12 protein-coding genes are annotated in these 16,273 nt (G+C 38.3%); 6 read left to right on the forward strand and 6 right to left on the reverse strand.

From position 1 onward, the window contains the following. Positions 1 to 11: 11 nt before the first annotated feature. From urtB to ACSLUO_RS02770, 3 genes are all read right to left on the reverse strand, one after another. Entirely contained in the window at positions 12 to 1,673 is a 1,662-nt protein-coding gene (gene urtB, locus ACSLUO_RS02760; protein WP_448245976.1) for an urea ABC transporter permease subunit UrtB, read from the reverse strand. Positions 1,674 to 1,924: 251 nt separating this feature from the next. Then, a complete protein-coding gene (gene urtA, locus ACSLUO_RS02765) occupies positions 1,925 to 3,208 on the reverse strand; it encodes an urea ABC transporter substrate-binding protein (protein WP_448245977.1) in 1,284 nt (427 codons plus the stop codon). A 75-nt stretch (positions 3,209 to 3,283) separates the two neighbouring features. After that, complete coding sequence (locus ACSLUO_RS02770) at positions 3,284 to 4,222, reverse strand: outer membrane beta-barrel protein (RefSeq protein WP_448245978.1); 939 nt, start codon at positions 4,220 to 4,222, stop codon at positions 3,284 to 3,286. 463 nt (positions 4,223 to 4,685) lie between these two features. Between ACSLUO_RS02770 and ACSLUO_RS02775 the strand changes: the two genes are divergently transcribed. The 3 genes from ACSLUO_RS02775 (at position 4,686) to ACSLUO_RS02785 (ending at position 10,278) form a co-directional block, all read left to right on the forward strand. Further along, positions 4,686 to 8,054 (forward strand): ATP-binding protein, encoded by a 3,369-nt coding sequence (locus tag ACSLUO_RS02775; protein ID WP_448245980.1) that lies wholly within the window; start codon positions 4,686 to 4,688, stop codon positions 8,052 to 8,054. Continuing rightward, complete coding sequence (locus ACSLUO_RS02780) at positions 8,044 to 8,940, forward strand: response regulator (RefSeq protein WP_448245982.1); 897 nt, start codon at positions 8,044 to 8,046, stop codon at positions 8,938 to 8,940. The genes ACSLUO_RS02775 and ACSLUO_RS02780 overlap by 11 nt, the downstream gene beginning before the upstream one ends. 270 nt (positions 8,941 to 9,210) lie before the next feature. Beyond that, positions 9,211 to 10,278: an OprD family outer membrane porin gene (locus tag ACSLUO_RS02785; protein ID WP_448245984.1), complete on the forward strand. Its 1,068-nt coding sequence runs from the start codon at positions 9,211 to 9,213 to the stop codon at positions 10,276 to 10,278. Positions 10,279 to 10,364: 86 nt separating this feature from the next. Here ACSLUO_RS02785 and ACSLUO_RS02790 read toward each other — a convergent pair whose 3' ends face one another. Then, positions 10,365 to 12,425: a M13 family metallopeptidase gene (locus ACSLUO_RS02790; protein WP_448245985.1), complete on the reverse strand. Its 2,061-nt coding sequence runs from the start codon at positions 12,423 to 12,425 to the stop codon at positions 10,365 to 10,367. Positions 12,426 to 12,565: 140 nt separating this feature from the next. Continuing rightward, entirely contained in the window at positions 12,566 to 12,691 is a 126-nt protein-coding gene (locus ACSLUO_RS02795) for a hypothetical protein (RefSeq protein ID WP_448245987.1), read from the reverse strand. 163 nt (positions 12,692 to 12,854) lie between these two features. On the opposite strand from ACSLUO_RS02795, the gene ACSLUO_RS02800 reads away from it, so the two are divergent. The 3 genes from ACSLUO_RS02800 (at position 12,855) to ACSLUO_RS02810 (ending at position 15,207) form a co-directional block, all read left to right on the forward strand. After that, positions 12,855 to 13,028: a hypothetical protein gene (locus ACSLUO_RS02800; RefSeq protein ID WP_448245989.1), complete on the forward strand. Its 174-nt coding sequence runs from the start codon at positions 12,855 to 12,857 to the stop codon at positions 13,026 to 13,028. 140 nt (positions 13,029 to 13,168) lie between these two features. Further along, positions 13,169 to 13,960: a class II aldolase/adducin family protein gene (locus ACSLUO_RS02805; RefSeq protein ID WP_448245991.1), complete on the forward strand. Its 792-nt coding sequence runs from the start codon at positions 13,169 to 13,171 to the stop codon at positions 13,958 to 13,960. A 71-nt stretch (positions 13,961 to 14,031) separates the two neighbouring features. After that, on the forward strand, positions 14,032 to 15,207 hold the full coding sequence (locus tag ACSLUO_RS02810) for a mandelate racemase/muconate lactonizing enzyme family protein (protein WP_448245992.1): 1,176 nt from the start codon (positions 14,032 to 14,034) through the stop codon (positions 15,205 to 15,207). Positions 15,208 to 15,351: 144 nt separating this feature from the next. On the opposite strand, the gene ACSLUO_RS02815 is transcribed toward ACSLUO_RS02810, so the two are convergent. Further along, positions 15,352 to 16,251, reverse strand: coding sequence for an amidohydrolase family protein (locus ACSLUO_RS02815; RefSeq protein WP_448245994.1), 900 nt, complete (start codon positions 16,249 to 16,251; stop codon positions 15,352 to 15,354). Positions 16,252 to 16,273 lie beyond the last annotated feature (22 nt).

Below are 16,273 nucleotides of genomic sequence, written 5' to 3' on the forward strand. Positions count from 1 at the left end.
TGAATTAGTCATTAGTCTGCCGCTCGTCCTTTTTGTGGGAATAAGCCTTTCGGGCGTTTTTGAATAAATAACACTAAACCGACTAGCACGATAATATTGGCTAATACTGACCCCGTTAATGGTTCAAGGAATTTATTGATTGAACCAAGCGACATTGCAGCAACTAAGGTTCCCCATAAGTTACCAACACCACCAAATACCACTACTAAGAATGAGTCGATGATATAGGCTTGTCCTAAGTTAGGGCCAACATTGGTTAATTGGCTTAATACTACACCGGCAATACCCGCAATACCTGAGCCTAAACCAAAAGTAATGGCATCAACCCAATCACTTTTAATACTTAATGCTCGCGCCATGTCACGGTTTTGTGAAACTGCGCGCACATGTAAACCTAAAGACGATTTTTTCAAAATCAGTAATAAACTGACAAACACCATCAATGAAAAAATAATGATATATAAGCGGTTAAAGGTTAATGAAAATACAGGATTGATTTCCCACGAACCCGTCATCCATTCAGGTGCTTGTACTTGACGGTTTAACGGCGAGAAAATGGTTCTAACTAATTGCTGTAAAATTAAAGAAATACCAAAGGTGGCTAATAAGGTTTCAAGTGGACGACCTTTAAGGTAACGAATAACGCCTCGCTCAATAATAATACCGACAATGCCTGATACTAAAAATGCTGCTGGAATTGCCATTAATAATGAATATTCAATTAAGTTTGGAAAGGCTAATTGAATAACATAGGTAGTATACGCACCCAACATCATCATTTCGCCGTGGGCCATATTAATTACGCCCATAACACCAAAGGTAATCGCAAGACCAATAGCCGCTAATAACAATACTGAGCCTAAACTCAAGCCGAAGAAGATGTTTTCAACAACTTCAAAAAAGCTGCGTTTATCTTCAATATTACTGATCACTTTTTGTAAGCTTTTTGCTAACACTTTTTGTTCTTCGGTTTTACCTTTTTCAGGCAAGGCCGCTAACATGTTAACCATGGTATTTTTAACTGCGGGCTCTAAAGTGTCTTCTAATTGTTTGATCGCGGCAATTTTTTCGCCGTGATTACCCACTTTTAATTGATCGAGTAATAAGGTGACATTCATTTTGGTGCGAACGTCATCATCTTGCTCTTGGCTGATCAGTTCCTTCACAGCTAATAAACCACTATCAGAAGGGTTATCAAGTAATTGTTTTACCGCGGCAAGGCGAATAGACTTGATTGGGTTTGTTAAATCTAACTTAGCAATGGCACTACGAATGGTGCCACGTAAACGGTTATTAGTTTTAACTTTTGAAATTTTTGATTTTTTTACCGGGGCAAGTTCTGCTCCGGTTAAAACTTCGGTTAAGGCATATGAGCCGTCTTCGGTTTTTAATGCCTGAACAATAATTTTATTAGCTTTAAGGTAATATAAATCACCATCAAGCATAAATTGTAAAATATCCCGAGTTTTAGTATGCTGAGTAGCGGCAATTTTATCAACTAAAACCGGCATTTTATTAAGCTTAGTTTTGGGTAACTGTTTAACTAACAGAGGCAGCGCTGCTTCTGTGTTAATACTACTTTTAGCATCACTTACCGTTTCAGCATGAGCTTGCCAAGTTGTTATAGAACAGAGTAACAAGCAACTGAGTAACACAGAGAATATTCGCTTCATTGCGTATTCCTTTTTAATAAAAATGCGTTGACAGCTTATTGAATTAATCGCAAGCGTCGCATTTGAAAATAATAAACTTGGTGATAAATAAGGTATTGTTAAACATATACTCAAAACATTCTTAGATAGCTTCTAATTTGTACCAACGGCAAAACTGCTTTGAGTATATGGTAGGTAATACATTAATTGACCTACCAAAAAAATGCTCAGTTACCCATGGGAAGATAACTGAGCAGGTCGTTAGGTAAAACTTAGAAGTTTTGACCTGAACACTTAGCTGTTTTCACATCGAAGTTGCCGCATTTTACTGGCGCAGTCCAATCTGAAATTAGGTTTTTAGAGCTAGGTAAGTAGTCTGACCAAGCATCACCAATTACCGTATCAGGTGTTTCTGATACCACTTCAAATTGACCATCTTCTTGGATTTCACCAATAAGTACTGGCTTAGATAAGTGATGGTTAGCGTTCATTACCGCAATACCACCGGTTAAGTTAGGCACAGCTATACCAATAAGTGCTTGTTCAACAGCATCTACGTCAGTAGTACCCACTTTCTCAACTGCTTTTGCCCACATTTTAAAACCAATGTAAGTCGCTTCCATCGGATCGTTGGTTACACGTTTTTCATCACCAATGTATTTTTTCCAAGCTGAAATGAAAGCTTCGTTTTCTTCTGTTTCAACACTTTGGAAGTAGTTCCAAGCGGCTAAGTGACCAACTAATGGCTTAGTATCAAAACCAGAAAGCTCTTCTTCACCTACTGAGAATGCCACTACTGGAATGTCTTCTGCAGAAATACCTTGGTTACCTAATTCTTTGTAGAAAGGAATGTTGGCATCACCATTAATAGTTGAAACAACGGCTGTTTTTTTGCCAGCTGAACCAAACTTTTTAATGTCTGAAACAATACCTTGCCAATCTGAATGACCAAACGGTGTGTAGTTGATCATGATATCTGAATCTTTAACACCTTTAGAGTTTAAGTAGGCTTTTAAGATTTTGTTGGTAGTACGTGGGTAAACATAATCTGTACCAGCTAAAACCCAACGAGTAGCGCCAATATCGTCCATTAAATAATCAACGGCAGGGATCGCTTGTTGGTTTGGCGCAGCACCTGTGTAGAATACGTTTTTAGATGATTCTTCACCTTCGTACTGAACCGGGTAAAATAATAAACCGTTTAATTCTTCAAGTACCGGTAATGCTGATTTACGCGAAACTGATGTCCAACAACCAAAAATAACATCTACTTTTTCTTTGGCTAACAGCTCACGGGTTTTTTCCGCAAATAATGGCCAGTTAGAAGCTGGGTCAACAACAACTGGTTCTAATTTTTTACCTAATAAACCACCGGCTTTATTTTGCTCTTCAATCATCATTAAAACTGTATCTTTTAATGTGGTTTCAGAAATTGCCATGGTGCCTGATAGTGAATGTAAAACACCAACTTTAATGGTATCTGCTGCCATCGCCATTTGTGTTACTAAGCTACTCGCGATAATTGAGCTAGCTAAAATGAGTTTTTTCAATTTCATTTTTGTATCCTTTAATATTGTTAATATGGTGTTCTAGCTAAATTAATTAGCTAGAACGTGTGACAGGTTAATCAGTTAGAAAGTAACTAAAGCTTCAATGGCTAAGGTATCAATATCAACACCGTTCATTTCTTCCATGCGGTACTCAGTAACAATTAATAAATTGTCGTTGATCGCAAAGCTTGGTGAAATAGTGAACGCATTGGCTTCTTCAGTGGTAGTACCTGCGGCATCCTCAACTTCATAATCGTGGTAACGAAGCGTTAACGCAAAATCTTCAAAGGCGTAGTTAGCCATTAATAAATAACCACTAGCATCACTACCTGCATAAGCACTGTCTTCAGCTGAGTTGTATTCAGCCGCTAAGGTTAACGCATCTTTTGAATAGCTTGCCCATGTGTTGAAAAGCTTAGTATCACCTTCTACAGAATAAAAAGCTTTTACGGTTATTTCGTCGGTTGGCATAAGCGCAAGCATGGTTTCAACACCTGGCTGTTCAGAATCAGTTGCTTGAGGACCAGCTAAATCGTTAACAACAGATACAGCTAATGCGTAGCCGTCACCAGAATAAATACCTGAAACACCTTGTTGGTAATATCCGTAGAAATATTTAGCATAACCAGTGCCTGAATATTGAAATAAACCGGTTGGCTCTTCTGTTTCCCAACCTGAGTAACTTAAAAAACGACCGGCTTTAACACTGAAGTCATCTGAAACAGCGTAAGAAATATAGGCTTGCTCAACATTGGCACCATCGGCAGCATTTTTATATTCAACATCTACCGCAGCAGTTAGCTTGTTACCAAAGTCGTAACCTAGGTTAACTTCTACTTGGTCAACACCAGATGAAGAAGTACTACTCGCTTCAGCATCTGAATCTTGATATACGTAAGACATATCGATAAAGCCACCTACAGTTAATGCACTTTTTTCTTCAGCTTGAACAGCAGAAGCGGCACCTAAAGACAGTAGTAATGTAGCTGCAACCGGAGTTAATTTAGTCAGTAATTTCATGTTGAATTTCCCATTAGTAATTTAAAGAATGCTTTGGTTATCTTTTTAGGTGATAACTCATAAACGCAAGGCTATTTAGAACTGGGTTTAGTATGTGTTTTTTTGACAAGGAAAAGTATTCGTCAAAGTGCGCAAGTGACTACGCAAAACTACGCATATCAATAAAATGATTAGCTGTGTAAACTTAACTAAGGGCGAGCTTTTATTAGTTTAATCTATAGGTTATTGTGGTTTTTAGTGTTGGCTTTAGTGATTGATATAACTGTTCATTAATTATTTTATAAATGACTTGCCATTGAATCATAATAACCATTAAGCTGCTTCTAGCTTCTAGCTTCTAGCTTCTAGCTTCTAGCTTCTAGCTTCTAGCTTCTAGCTTCTAGCTTCTAGCTTCTAGCTTCTAGCTTCTAGCTTCTAGGTAGCTTGTAGCCTCTAAACATCTCAACTGTTGTAAAAGTCATCCATGCAATCAAATCAAAAAATACTGCCAAGACGAAGAACCTATAACAAACTTGTCGCCAATGAAATGATGGAAGATTTTGCTTTGCGTTTTACCGCAAAACGCTCTCGGCAGTGGTCACTGAACCGTATTGCCGGTACCGCTTTAGGTATTGTCTCTTTTTTAGTATTAGAAGCGATTGGTGGTGCCATTACCCTTAATTTTGGTTTTGAAAATTCGGCATGGGCAATTTTAGCGATTGTATTTGTGGTGTTTTTAACCGGCTTGCCGATCAGTTATTACGCGGCTAAATATGGTGTTGATATCGACTTATTAAGCCGTGGTGCCGGTTTTGGTTATATTGGCTCCACAATTGCCTCTTTAATTTACGCTTCATTTACTTTTATCTTTTTTGCTTTAGAAGCTGCGATCATGTCGATGGCTTTGAAAATCCTGTTTGGTTTACCGTTATCTATTGCTTATGTTGTTAGTGCCTTGGTGGTGCTACCCCTAGTTACTCACGGTATTTCTTATATCAGTCGTTTTCAAGTGTGGACTCAGCCATTGTGGATTGCACTACAGCTGCTGCCTTTGTTTTATGTTTTTAGCCATCCTGATAGCAACGTTCAAGAATGGTTAAGTTTTACCGGCATGGCGGGTGAAAGTGGTTCGTCTTTTAATATTCTGTTATTTGGTGGGGCGTCTGCGGTTTTATTATCGTTAGTGGCACAAATTGGTGAGCAAGTTGATTTTTTACGTTTTTTACCTGAAAAACCGAAAACAGGGCAATGGCGCTGGTGGGTTGCTTTAGTTTCTGCAGGCCCTGGCTGGATTATTTTTGGTGCGTTAAAACTATTTTTAGGTTCTTTTCTTGCGTATTTTGCCTTGCAGCAAGGGGTGAGTATTGAGTTAGCTGATGATCCTGCTCATATGTATAACTTAGCCTTTAGTTATGTTTTTGATAACCCTGCGATAAGTGTGATTGTTGCTTGTTCTTTTGTGGTGATCTCCCAATTAAAAATTAATGTGGCCAATGCTTATGCGGGCTCGTTAGCGTGGTCAAATTTTTTCTCCCGTGTCACACATAGTCACCCTGGACGAGTGGTGTGGATGGTGTTTAATGTGGCTATTGCTTTATTGTTAATGGAATTAGGTATTTACCAAACAATAGAAAACATGTTGTCGGTATATTCGGTCTTAGTGTTAGCTTGGTTAAGCTCGGTAGTCGCCGATTTGATCATCAATAAACCTTTAGGGATCAGTCCAAAACATATTGAATTTAAGCGTTCACATTTATACGACATCAATCCGGTTGGGGTTGGCTCAATGTTTATTGCCTCATTTGCGGGGTTTACTGCTCATTTTGGCTGGTATGGCGAAACTGTAGAAGCATTAGCGTCGTTTGTCGCCTGCTTTTTACCTTTTCTTACGGTGCCGTTAATTGGTGTATTAACCAAAGGAAAATTCTATTTAGTACCAAAAACGCATGTCATATTACCGGCAATTGTTAAATGCCATATCTGTGAAAATGAATTTGAACATGAAGACATGACATTTTGTCCGGCTTATAAAAATCCAATTTGTTCTTTGTGCTGTTCTTTAGATGTTCGCTGTGGCGACAAATGTCGTCCAGAAGCGACTTTATCTAAGCAATCACATCACTTTTTTAACCGCTTTTTAACCACTGAATTATTACGCATTATGACCACACCTATGGCGCAATTTGTCGCTATAACTTTAGGTTTAAGCTTTATTGGTGCGGGCATTCTATTTTTAATTTATTTACAAGTACCTGTTGAAGGGGCGGTAAAACAAGTATTTGCCAGCACCTTGGTCAAAATATTTTTCTTATTATTGATTATTATTGGTGTTGTCAGCTGGTTATTTATTTTAGCGCGCAGTGGCAACCGATTAGCGCTAAAAGAGCTTCGCTCGCAAACCAATGCTTTGGCAAAAGAAATTAATGCTCATGAAAAAACCTCGCAAGCATTACAATACGCAAAAGAAATAGCGGAATCAGCGAACCAAGCTAAAAGCCGATATTTAGCTGGTTTGAGCCATGAATTAAGAACGCCGCTTAATGTCTTATTAGGTTATGCGCAATTACTTAGCCAAGATGAGTCTTTACCGGTTCGACAACGAGAAACCTTAGGAATTGTTAGGCGTAATGGTGAGCATTTAGCGGATTTAATTGAAGGCTTGTTAGAAATTTCAAAAATTGAAGCAGGCCGTTTAACCTTGCATCGTGATGAATTTAATTTAAAAGCGATTTTGCAGCAATTGGTGGATATGTTCCAAATGCAAGCAAGCCAAAAAGGCATAAAGTTTTATCATCATTTTGATGATAATTTACCTGATTTTGTTGTTACCGATAAACAGCGTTTTCGACAAATTCTCATTAACCTTATTTCGAATGCTATAAAATATACTGAAAAAGGTTCCGTAACTTTTGCAGTTGGCTATCGCAGTGAAGTCGCAAATTTTAGTGTTAAAGATACTGGTGTTGGTATTTCAGAAAGTAATCAAGAATTAATTTTTCAACCGTTTGAACAAATTCGTAACTCACATACACAAGCACTTGGTGGTACTGGCTTAGGGTTAACTATTTCACGCTCGTTAACTGAGTTGATGGGTGGTGAGATCACTTTAACCAGTGCCTTAGGGCAAGGTTCAACGTTTAATTTACGCTTAATGTTACCTAAAGTTCATCATAGCCATAAAACACCAGAGCAAAAAAATCAGCAAGCCATTGCTTATCTCGGTGATCGCAAAACTATTTTGGTGGTTGATGACGACATTAATCAACATCGATTAATGAGTGATTTATTAGTACCTCTTGGCTTTAAAGTTGAATTAGCCGCCGATGCCGAGCAAGGCTTTGTTAAAATTAATCAGCAAGCGATTGATCTAATTATACTTGATGTGCGAATGCCAAATATGGATGGTTGGCAAATGGTGAAATTATTGCGCGAGAAAAAACATTTTATGCCAGTGCTAATGGTTTCGGCGAATGCTCGTGATACTGAGTTTAATTTGGCAGCAAAAGGCTATCATGATGGTTATATTGCTAAGCCGGTTAATTTAGATGCTTTATTGGGTAAAATAGGGCAATTATTAAATTTACAATGGCAGTACAAAAAACTTTCAAACAATTTAAAAGAAAGTACTGAAGCTGATGTGGTTGCCAAATCGCCAGTAAATATAGAACAATATCAAGAGCTAATGGCTTTAGCTGAAATTGGCTATTTATCAGGGTTTAATGATAAATTTGCTGAAATTGCTGAGCAGGCTTATTTTCCACCAGATGTACAATCACAAATTAAAGAATATATTGAACAGTGTAATTTTCCACAAATTATTCAATATTTACGAGAGCTAAATAATGACAAATAAGATGAGTGACGTGGTATTAGTGGTTGATGACTCACCTGAATCATTAGGCATGTTAAATGTTGCATTAAATACCCAAGGTTATACGGCGTTAGTAGCACTTAATGGCCTGCAAGCTTTAGCTATTGTTGAAAAAGTACAGCCTGATGTGGTGCTGCTAGATGCGGTAATGCCTGAGATGGACGGTTTTGAAACTTGTCGAAAACTAAAACAAGTACTGCCTAATACGCCCATTATTTTTATGACAGGTTTAACCGATGTTGAAGATGTTGTGAAAGGCTTTGAGGCGGGTGGGGTCGATTATGTTACCAAGCCGATTTCACCGGATGAGGTGATTGCTCGGATAAAAACCCATGTGCAAACCGCTAAATTAGCCCTTAGTGCGCAAGATGCTTTAGATCATGCCGGTAATAATGTTTTTAGTGTTAGCGGTGAAGGGCGATTATCGTGGGCAACCCCTCATGTTCATGAATTAATAGAACAAATATCAGCTGAAGATAAAAGCCCTTGGGCATCATTAGCTTTGGTTATACAACCATGGCTGCCTTTAGCGGTTACTGGTGATAAAACAGAATTAACGGTAACTTGTTTTGCTCAACCCTTAAAAGTATTTTATGAGCGCCAACAAGACCAAACGCATTTATTAAGTATTGTTGAAGCTAAAGAAGAAAAAACAGCGCAACATTTACAAGAAAATTTACCTATAACTAAACGAGAGTCTGAGGTTTTATACTGGCTTTCATACGGTAAAACCAGTTGGGAAATATCTCAAATATTAACTATGAGCCCACGCACGGTAAATAAACACTTAGAGCAGATTTATAAAAAGCTAGGAGTTGATAATCGTACCTCTGCCGCTGCCATTTCTATTCGTTTATTGGATATGTAAATCAGCGCTAATGTGAAGTAAGAACAATCGCTATCTTGAGCGGTTATCTTCTTTATTTACCTGGCGGCAGCTACTTGTTTTTATCAGGAATAATCAATCGAATTTTTCTCCCTCTAGCCAGTTATTGGTTGTATAGCAACGAGCAAGGCTTTAATAAAAGTGTGGCTTGCTTAACATCATACAAAAATATCTAGCCCTAATTAGTATTGTAAAGCTATATTCAACTATAAGCCTTTTGAAAAATCTTTAAATTTAGTAAGGAAGATGGCGGTGAAATTAATAATCGCTTTTATTTTTCTCGTATTGTTATTTAATTATGCGCAAGCTACTGATCACCAAGCGATTGTTTTTGGTGAGTTTCGTGCTGCCTACCTTAGTGGGAAAGATAACGAAAATGAGCAAACAACAAGTAATGCGTTAGGCGGTAAGATTGGAGGTGAAACTGCAGATTGGCATGGTATTCATGCCGGCGCAACTATTTTTACTACCCATAAATTGTTTGATAATCAACATGTTGATTTTTTCGCTTCTGATCATCAGGACTACACTCTGTTAGGCGAGGTTTTTATTCAAGCGAGTATTAATAATACTTTGATTAAAACCGGCCGATTTCAGTTTGATTCTCCTTTTGCTGATACCGATGATTACCGTATGGTGCCAAATACGTTCTCCGGAATTATGGTAAATAATCACGATATACAAGATACTTCTTTGTTTCTCTTACACTTTAAACAATGGGCAGGTGTTGATAGTGCGCAGCCAGAGTCTTTTACTGACATCAATGGTGAATATGGCATCACGGCTGTTGGTGCTATCTATCAAGGGCTAGAAAGTATTGCTATTCAGTCTTGGTATTATCACGCGGGTGACTTTGTCGATTTATTTTATCTTGATGCGAGCTATGAAAAAAATCATTTATCGTTAGGGTTACAGCTGGGAAAACAGCGTGATAGAAGCGAAACTCATTCGGGGGAAAGTGGCCGTTTTTACGGCATAATGGCGAGTTATCAAGTGGCCGATTTTATTTTTGAAAGCGCTTATAACCATGTTTTCGGTACCGTTAATGATGGCTTTGGTGGCGGACCATATTTTACTTCAGCAGAATTTTATACGATTGATGGAGTAGCCAATCAAAGGGCATTAGCTGTAAGGGTCAACTATTTAGGTATAACTGACCTAGTGTTAGCTATTAGAGCGGTTAATTTTAGCCAAAGCACTAATGAAGTGGATTATCGAGCCAGCTGGCTTATTTCGGAGCAATTAAGCGTTAATCTTATTTATCACGATTTAAAAACCGATGGTGAGTTGTTGTTTGCGGTGCTTAAGTTAACTTGGTAAGCGGATAAGGAGTTGTTATAACGTAACGAAGTGAACAATGAAAGCGACTTTAATCCAGCCGCTTTTATTGTTAATACGCGTTTATGTTACCAAATTTTCACCCGTTTTTCAGGGGCGATATACATAGCATCACCGGGTTTAACATCGTAAGCCTGATAAAATTCATCCATGTTAGATAATGAGCCAATAGCGCGGAACTCGCCTGGTGAATGAGGATCGGTAGCAATGGCATTTCGAATAGATTTTTCAACTTTTTTCGAGCGCCAAATTTGGGTAAAACCTAAAAAGAAACGCTGGTCACCGGTTAAACCATCAATAATCGGTGCTTCTTTACCATTTAAAGACGCTTTATAAGCCTTATAAGCAATGGTTAAACCAGATAAGTCGCCAATGTTTTCACCTAAGGTTAAATTACCATTAATGTGTAAATCATCGAGTACTTGGTAGTTATTGTATTGCTCAATTAAATTTTTACCACGGCGGGTAAATTCAGCTAAATCTTGCTCGGTCCACCAATCTCGTAAGTTGCCTTTATCATCATAGCGGCTGCCTTGGTCGTCAAAACCATGCCCCATTTCGTGGCCAATAACAGCGCCAATGCCGCCATAATTTACCGCATCATCGGCAGCAATATTAAAGAAAGGTGGTTGTAGAATAGCAGCAGGGAAAACAATTTCATTAACCGTTGGGTTGTAATAAGCATTGACGGTTTGTGGTGTCATGCCCCATTCCCATGTATGAATTGGTCCACCAAGTTTAGCGACTTCTTTTTGATGCGCGATTTCAGAGGCGTGAATAATATTGTCAACTAAACGGTCAGCTTTTATGGTTAACGCTGAATAATCTTCCCAGCGATCAGGGTAGCCAATTTTGGGTGTAAAAGCAGCAAGCTTGATATGCGCTTGTTTTTTGGTGTCTTCAGACATCCAATCTAAGGTATCAATACTTTTACCATAAGCGGTTCTTAAATTTTCTACTAATTCGATCATGCGAGTTTTAGCTTCAGGTTTAAAATGTCGGCTAACATAAACTTTACCGATCACTTCACCGAGCGTACTGTTAACCAGTTTCACGCCACGTTTCCATTGTGGTTTTTGTTGTTCTAAACCGCCTAATTGTTTTGAGAAAAAGTCAAAGTTTTCATCATCTAAAGCTTGGGTTAAATAACTCGCGTAAGAGCTAATGGTATGGAAGGTTAGGTACGTTTGCCAATCGGCTAATGGTGTTTCAGTTAATACTTTGCCAAATCCTTGAATAAAATCAGGTTGGTTAATAATAATGTTTGCTTGTGAAGCCGCACCTTGTGCTGTTAAGTAAGCAGGCCAATCTATTTCAGCAGCAACCTGGTTTAGTTTGTCGGTGGCAAATTTATTATAACGTTTGACACTATCGCGAGATTGAACTTTGGTCCAGTGGTAACTCGCGAGCTTGGTTTCAAGATCTAAAATGGTTTGGGCGGCTTGTGCGCCGTTATTTAAACCAACTAATTGATAGACATTTTCAATATGTTTTAAATAGCCAGCACGTAAAGCTTTAAAGCGCTCTCCTTGGTTAAAATAATAGTCCCTATCTGGCAACGCTAAGCCACCTTGCCAAATATGAGTGGCATAATTGCTAGAATCTTTAGCATCAACACTAATATAAACATACATGGGGCTAGTGATGCCTTTGGCTTGGTTTTTACCAAAAAATTCAATTAACTGGGTTTTGTTGGTTAACTGATTTACTTCATCTAATAGTGGTTGAATTGGACTTAAACCAAGCTGCTCACGTGTTTCTTGGTCCATGTAAGAGCGGAATAAATCGCCTACTTTTTGTTCGTCAGAGCCAGGCACTAAGTGCTGTCTGCTAGCAAGCTCTTCAATTATGGCTTTTACATCATCATCAGCGTTATCACGTAAATCATAAAAAGCGCCAATGGCGGTTTTATCAGCGGGAATTTGGGCATCTTTTAGCCAGCCGCCATTAACATAAAGATAAAAGTTATCTTGTGGGCGTACCGTTTTGTCGATATAGGATAAATTAATACCAGAGACTAAGTCTGTTTGTGTTGCTGCTACCGTAGCTTGATTGGTTTGGCTATTTTGACAGCCAGCAAGTAATAAAAAAGAAGAACAAATAGCTGTGGTTAATATGGATTTGAGCATGGGTTCCGTTCCGTTGTGATAGAAAATAAATGAAGCTAAACCCTTTAAATTAAGGGGTAGTTAGGGTCTGTTTATCTTTGTTTAATAATTCAGCTGAGAGATAAAATCGTTTTAATCAAGGCTGAAATTATGTCGTTTAGTCATCTAAACCAATAATTTTTAACGCCGAGTAAAGCGATTTTAGCCTCAGCCCACAGGGCAATGGCTATTTTTTGCGCTAGCTGCATTAGAATTTCACTTATTTGGAATAACCAAACAACGTTCATTCTGCTTTGCTATCACTTAAAATAGCCTATTGCTGAAAATATAAACAAAGATCAACAGACCCTAGATAACATCATGTTATATCATAAGAATCTTGAGTCAATCACTGCTTTTTTAGTTGGGTTGATGGTAGGATGAGATTTTTGTTAAGTCGGAGTATGAGCATTGGTACTACTAACGATATTAGCCATGGTATTATTAGGTGTTGCTTTGATGGTGTTTTTTGGTGAAAAGCATGCCAAACCTATGGAGCCAGAACAACAAGCTAAACTGAGCAAAATTGCTCGTTATGCTGTTTTTGCTTTGATCATTATCGCGATCATTAGAGAATTAATGTAATACCAATCCGTATAAGAAAGTGAGCACTTCTTTATACGGAATGGTATAAAGCAAGCTATCAGTTTAGTCATCAGCTTAAATCATTTATAATTAGCGAATAAATTTATTCAACAAAACTTATATTTTGGAATTGATACAGCATGTCATCAAGGTTAGAAGCACAATTAAAATTACCTAAATACGAGGTTAAATCAACAGTCTCCGAAGTTGAATGGCAAGCAAGAGTTGATTTAGCCGCTTGTTATCGTTTAGTGGCTATGTATGGCTGGGACGATATGATTTATACCCATATCTCAGTACGTATTCCTGACACCGACGAGTATTTAATTAACGCATTTGGTTTAACCTTTGATGAAATAACCGCTTCAAATTTAGTGAAGATTGATATTGATGGTAATGTTTTAGATAAAAACAGCCCGTTTGAAATTAATCCCGCAGGCTTCACTATTCATAGTGCTGTCCATCAAGTACGCCATGATGCTATGTGTGTTTTACACTTGCATACCAACGAAACGATAGCAGTTGCCAGTTTAGAAGAAGGTTTGTTGCCCTTAAGCCAATACGCCATGTTTGCCTTAGCGTCGATGAGTTATCATGATTACGAAGGTTTAGCGGTTGATCATAGTGAACGCTTACGGCTACAAAAAGACTTAGGCGATAAAAACTTTATGTTGTTACGAAATCATGGTGGTTTAACCGTAGGGAAAACCGTTGGTGATGCCTTTATGCACATGTACGATTTAACACGCGCTTGCCAAGTGCAATTGCAAATTATGGCAACCGGTATGAAACCTGTCATGGTTGATCAAAGTATTGTTGATGGTATTAAAGCGCAAGCTGCGGTTGTTCATACGGGCTTAACCGGTGGACAAAAATCGTGGCCCGCCATGTTACGTAAAGTGTATAACGCCGATCCATCATTTGCCGAATAACAAACAGATAATTCAAACAAATATAGACATTCATTCTCCCAAATGGGAGAAAACCACATTAAGAGAATAAAATGAAAATTACCCATGTAGAAATTTTTGATATTCATTGTCCGGAGCGCCCACCATGGAATCCGGTCTTTATTCGTGTTCATACTGATGAAGGGATCACCGGTGTTGGTGAAGCAGGCCTTGCTTACGATTGGGGGCACAGTGCTGCTGCGGCGATGATCAAAGAGATTGTTGAAGCGGTACTTATTGGTTACGACCCATTTCAAACAGAAAAGTTATGGTCACGTATGTTGCGCGAAAGTTTTTGGGGCTTAGGTGGTGGACCTGTGTTATATGCCGCGATGAGTGCTATTGATACCGCTCTTTGGGATATTAAAGGTAAAGCGTTAGGCGTACCGGTTTATCAATTATTAGGTGGTAAAGTAAATGACGAACTACGTACTTATGCTAGCCAATTACAGTTTGACTGGGATAAAGAATGTAAAAAATTACTATTACCAGAAGAATATGCGGAAGCGGCATTAAAAGCGGTGGCTGAAGGCTATGACGCGGTAAAAGTTGACCCGATTGTTTATGATGCTAACGGTGATTCATCGTTTGATCGCACTAAATTATTTACTAAACCGCAAATGCGTTTATTTGGTGATAGACTACGCGCTATTCGTGATGCTGTTGGTGAAGATGTTGATATTATTTTTGAGTCGCATTCATTAATGGGCGCAGCTTCTGCTATTCAAATGGGAGCTATAATTGAAGAAGTTGGCTGTATGATGTACGAAGAGCCAGTCAATTATTTAAACTCGAAAGTTCATAAAAAAGTGGCTGATAACGTGAATGTACCGATTGCTGGCGGTGAACGTTTATATCATCGCTGGGATGTGCGCCAGTATTTTGAAGATCAAAGTATTGATGTATTACAACCGGATGTTGGGCTATGTGGCGGCTTTACAGAAGCGAAAAAAGTTTGTGATTATGCTGATGTTTACGATATTCGTGTGCAAGCGCATGTGTGTGGTGGGCCAGTGGCAACAGCAGCCTCATTACATTTAGAAACCGCCATTCCAAACTTTTTAATACATGAACACCATACTTATGCGATTAAATCATGGAACCGCGAGTTATGTATTCAAGATCCACAACCTAAAAATGGTATTTTTAAAGTATCAGAAACTCCAGGTATTGGCATTGAGTTGAATGATGATGTTGTTAAACGTTCACCACATATTACCGTGAAATAATCAAGTAAGTTGCTTCAATTTGGTTATATAACCAGTTAGGGCAGCATCGAGCAGAAACAGTAACGGTTAAAGAATAAGGCTGATTTATTATACGTATTTATCGTAAGTCATAAATCAGCCTTTTTATTTACGTTTAGTTGGGTTTTAAAATAAGTTGTCAAAATTATACCAGTGATAACTATTCGTAAAGCAGAGTTTTTCCAATAATTTAGGGGCTAACGTTAGTTGTTCCGCATAAGCTTGCCAATACGCGGGATAAGGTTGGCTAAACAAGGTTAACGGGAAATTACTGGCTAACATGACTCTGTCTTCACCAAAACAAGCTAAGCAATGATTAATCACCTTTTCTTGCCAGTTTACCGTGTAATGACGATTTTGCATTTCCCAGCCAGAACATTTAATGGCGCAGCAACTAAACTGACTGAATTGCTGAATAACCGTTTGCCATTGTTTAAATTGGCTTTCAGAATCAGGCTCTGGAAAACCGCCATGATTAATAATTACCTTGAGCTTTGGTAGTTGAGTTAATAACTGGCTTATAAGTTTTATCGCATCAATGTTATCGAATGGCATTTGTAATTCAAAAATAAGCGCGCGTTCAGCAAGTAGTTTTAAGTTAGTTAGTACTTGCTCCTTGCTTAGGGTAGTTAAGGTGTTGTCATCTTCAAAAATATAACGAACACCGACAAAAGATGAAAACTGGCTTAGTTTTGTTAACTCAAGTGTAAAGTTAATTGGGCTTTGGTTGATATCAATAAAAGCAATACTTCGAAAAGGTAATTTGCAGGTTTGCTCTAACCAGTGTAACTCTCGCCAAGGTTGTTTGTTATCAAAACCCGCTTCAATATGAACAAAACCCGCTAATTGTAAGTTGTTGGAAAGTGATAAATCTGCTTCTGAAAAATTCTGCTGAATAAGGTGTTTATCGGGCCAAAAAGGGGGATTAGCTGATTTTAACCAATGATAATCGCCTTGGTTTAAATCAAACAAATGGATATGCGGGTCGATAATGTTTAGTTTTGTTGATTGAATATCTGCCGCCATGTTTGATTTTATCCTGGTTTCC

It is taken from the genome of Thalassotalea agariperforans (genome assembly GCF_053470345.1).

Excerpts from the sequence above, each read along its gene's own strand:
- urtB (WP_448245976.1), bottom strand. The coding sequence starts at position 1,673 with ATGAAGCGAATATTCTCTGTGTTACTCAGTTGCTTGTTACTCTGTTCT.
- ACSLUO_RS02795 (WP_448245987.1), bottom strand. The coding sequence starts at position 12,691 with ATGAACGTTGTTTGGTTATTCCAAATAAGTGAAATTCTAATGCAGCTA.
- ACSLUO_RS02810 (WP_448245992.1), top strand. The coding sequence starts at position 14,032 with ATGAAAATTACCCATGTAGAAATTTTTGATATTCATTGTCCGGAGCGC.
- ACSLUO_RS02770 (WP_448245978.1), bottom strand. The coding sequence starts at position 4,222 with ATGAAATTACTGACTAAATTAACTCCGGTTGCAGCTACATTACTACTG.
- urtA (WP_448245977.1), bottom strand. The coding sequence starts at position 3,208 with ATGAAATTGAAAAAACTCATTTTAGCTAGCTCAATTATCGCGAGTAGC.
- ACSLUO_RS02775 (WP_448245980.1), top strand. The coding sequence starts at position 4,686 with ATGCAATCAAATCAAAAAATACTGCCAAGACGAAGAACCTATAACAAA.
- ACSLUO_RS02790 (WP_448245985.1), bottom strand. The coding sequence starts at position 12,425 with ATGCTCAAATCCATATTAACCACAGCTATTTGTTCTTCTTTTTTATTA.
- ACSLUO_RS02805 (WP_448245991.1), top strand. The coding sequence starts at position 13,169 with ATGTCATCAAGGTTAGAAGCACAATTAAAATTACCTAAATACGAGGTT.
- ACSLUO_RS02780 (WP_448245982.1), top strand. The coding sequence starts at position 8,044 with ATGACAAATAAGATGAGTGACGTGGTATTAGTGGTTGATGACTCACCT.
- ACSLUO_RS02815 (WP_448245994.1), bottom strand. The coding sequence starts at position 16,251 with ATGGCGGCAGATATTCAATCAACAAAACTAAACATTATCGACCCGCAT.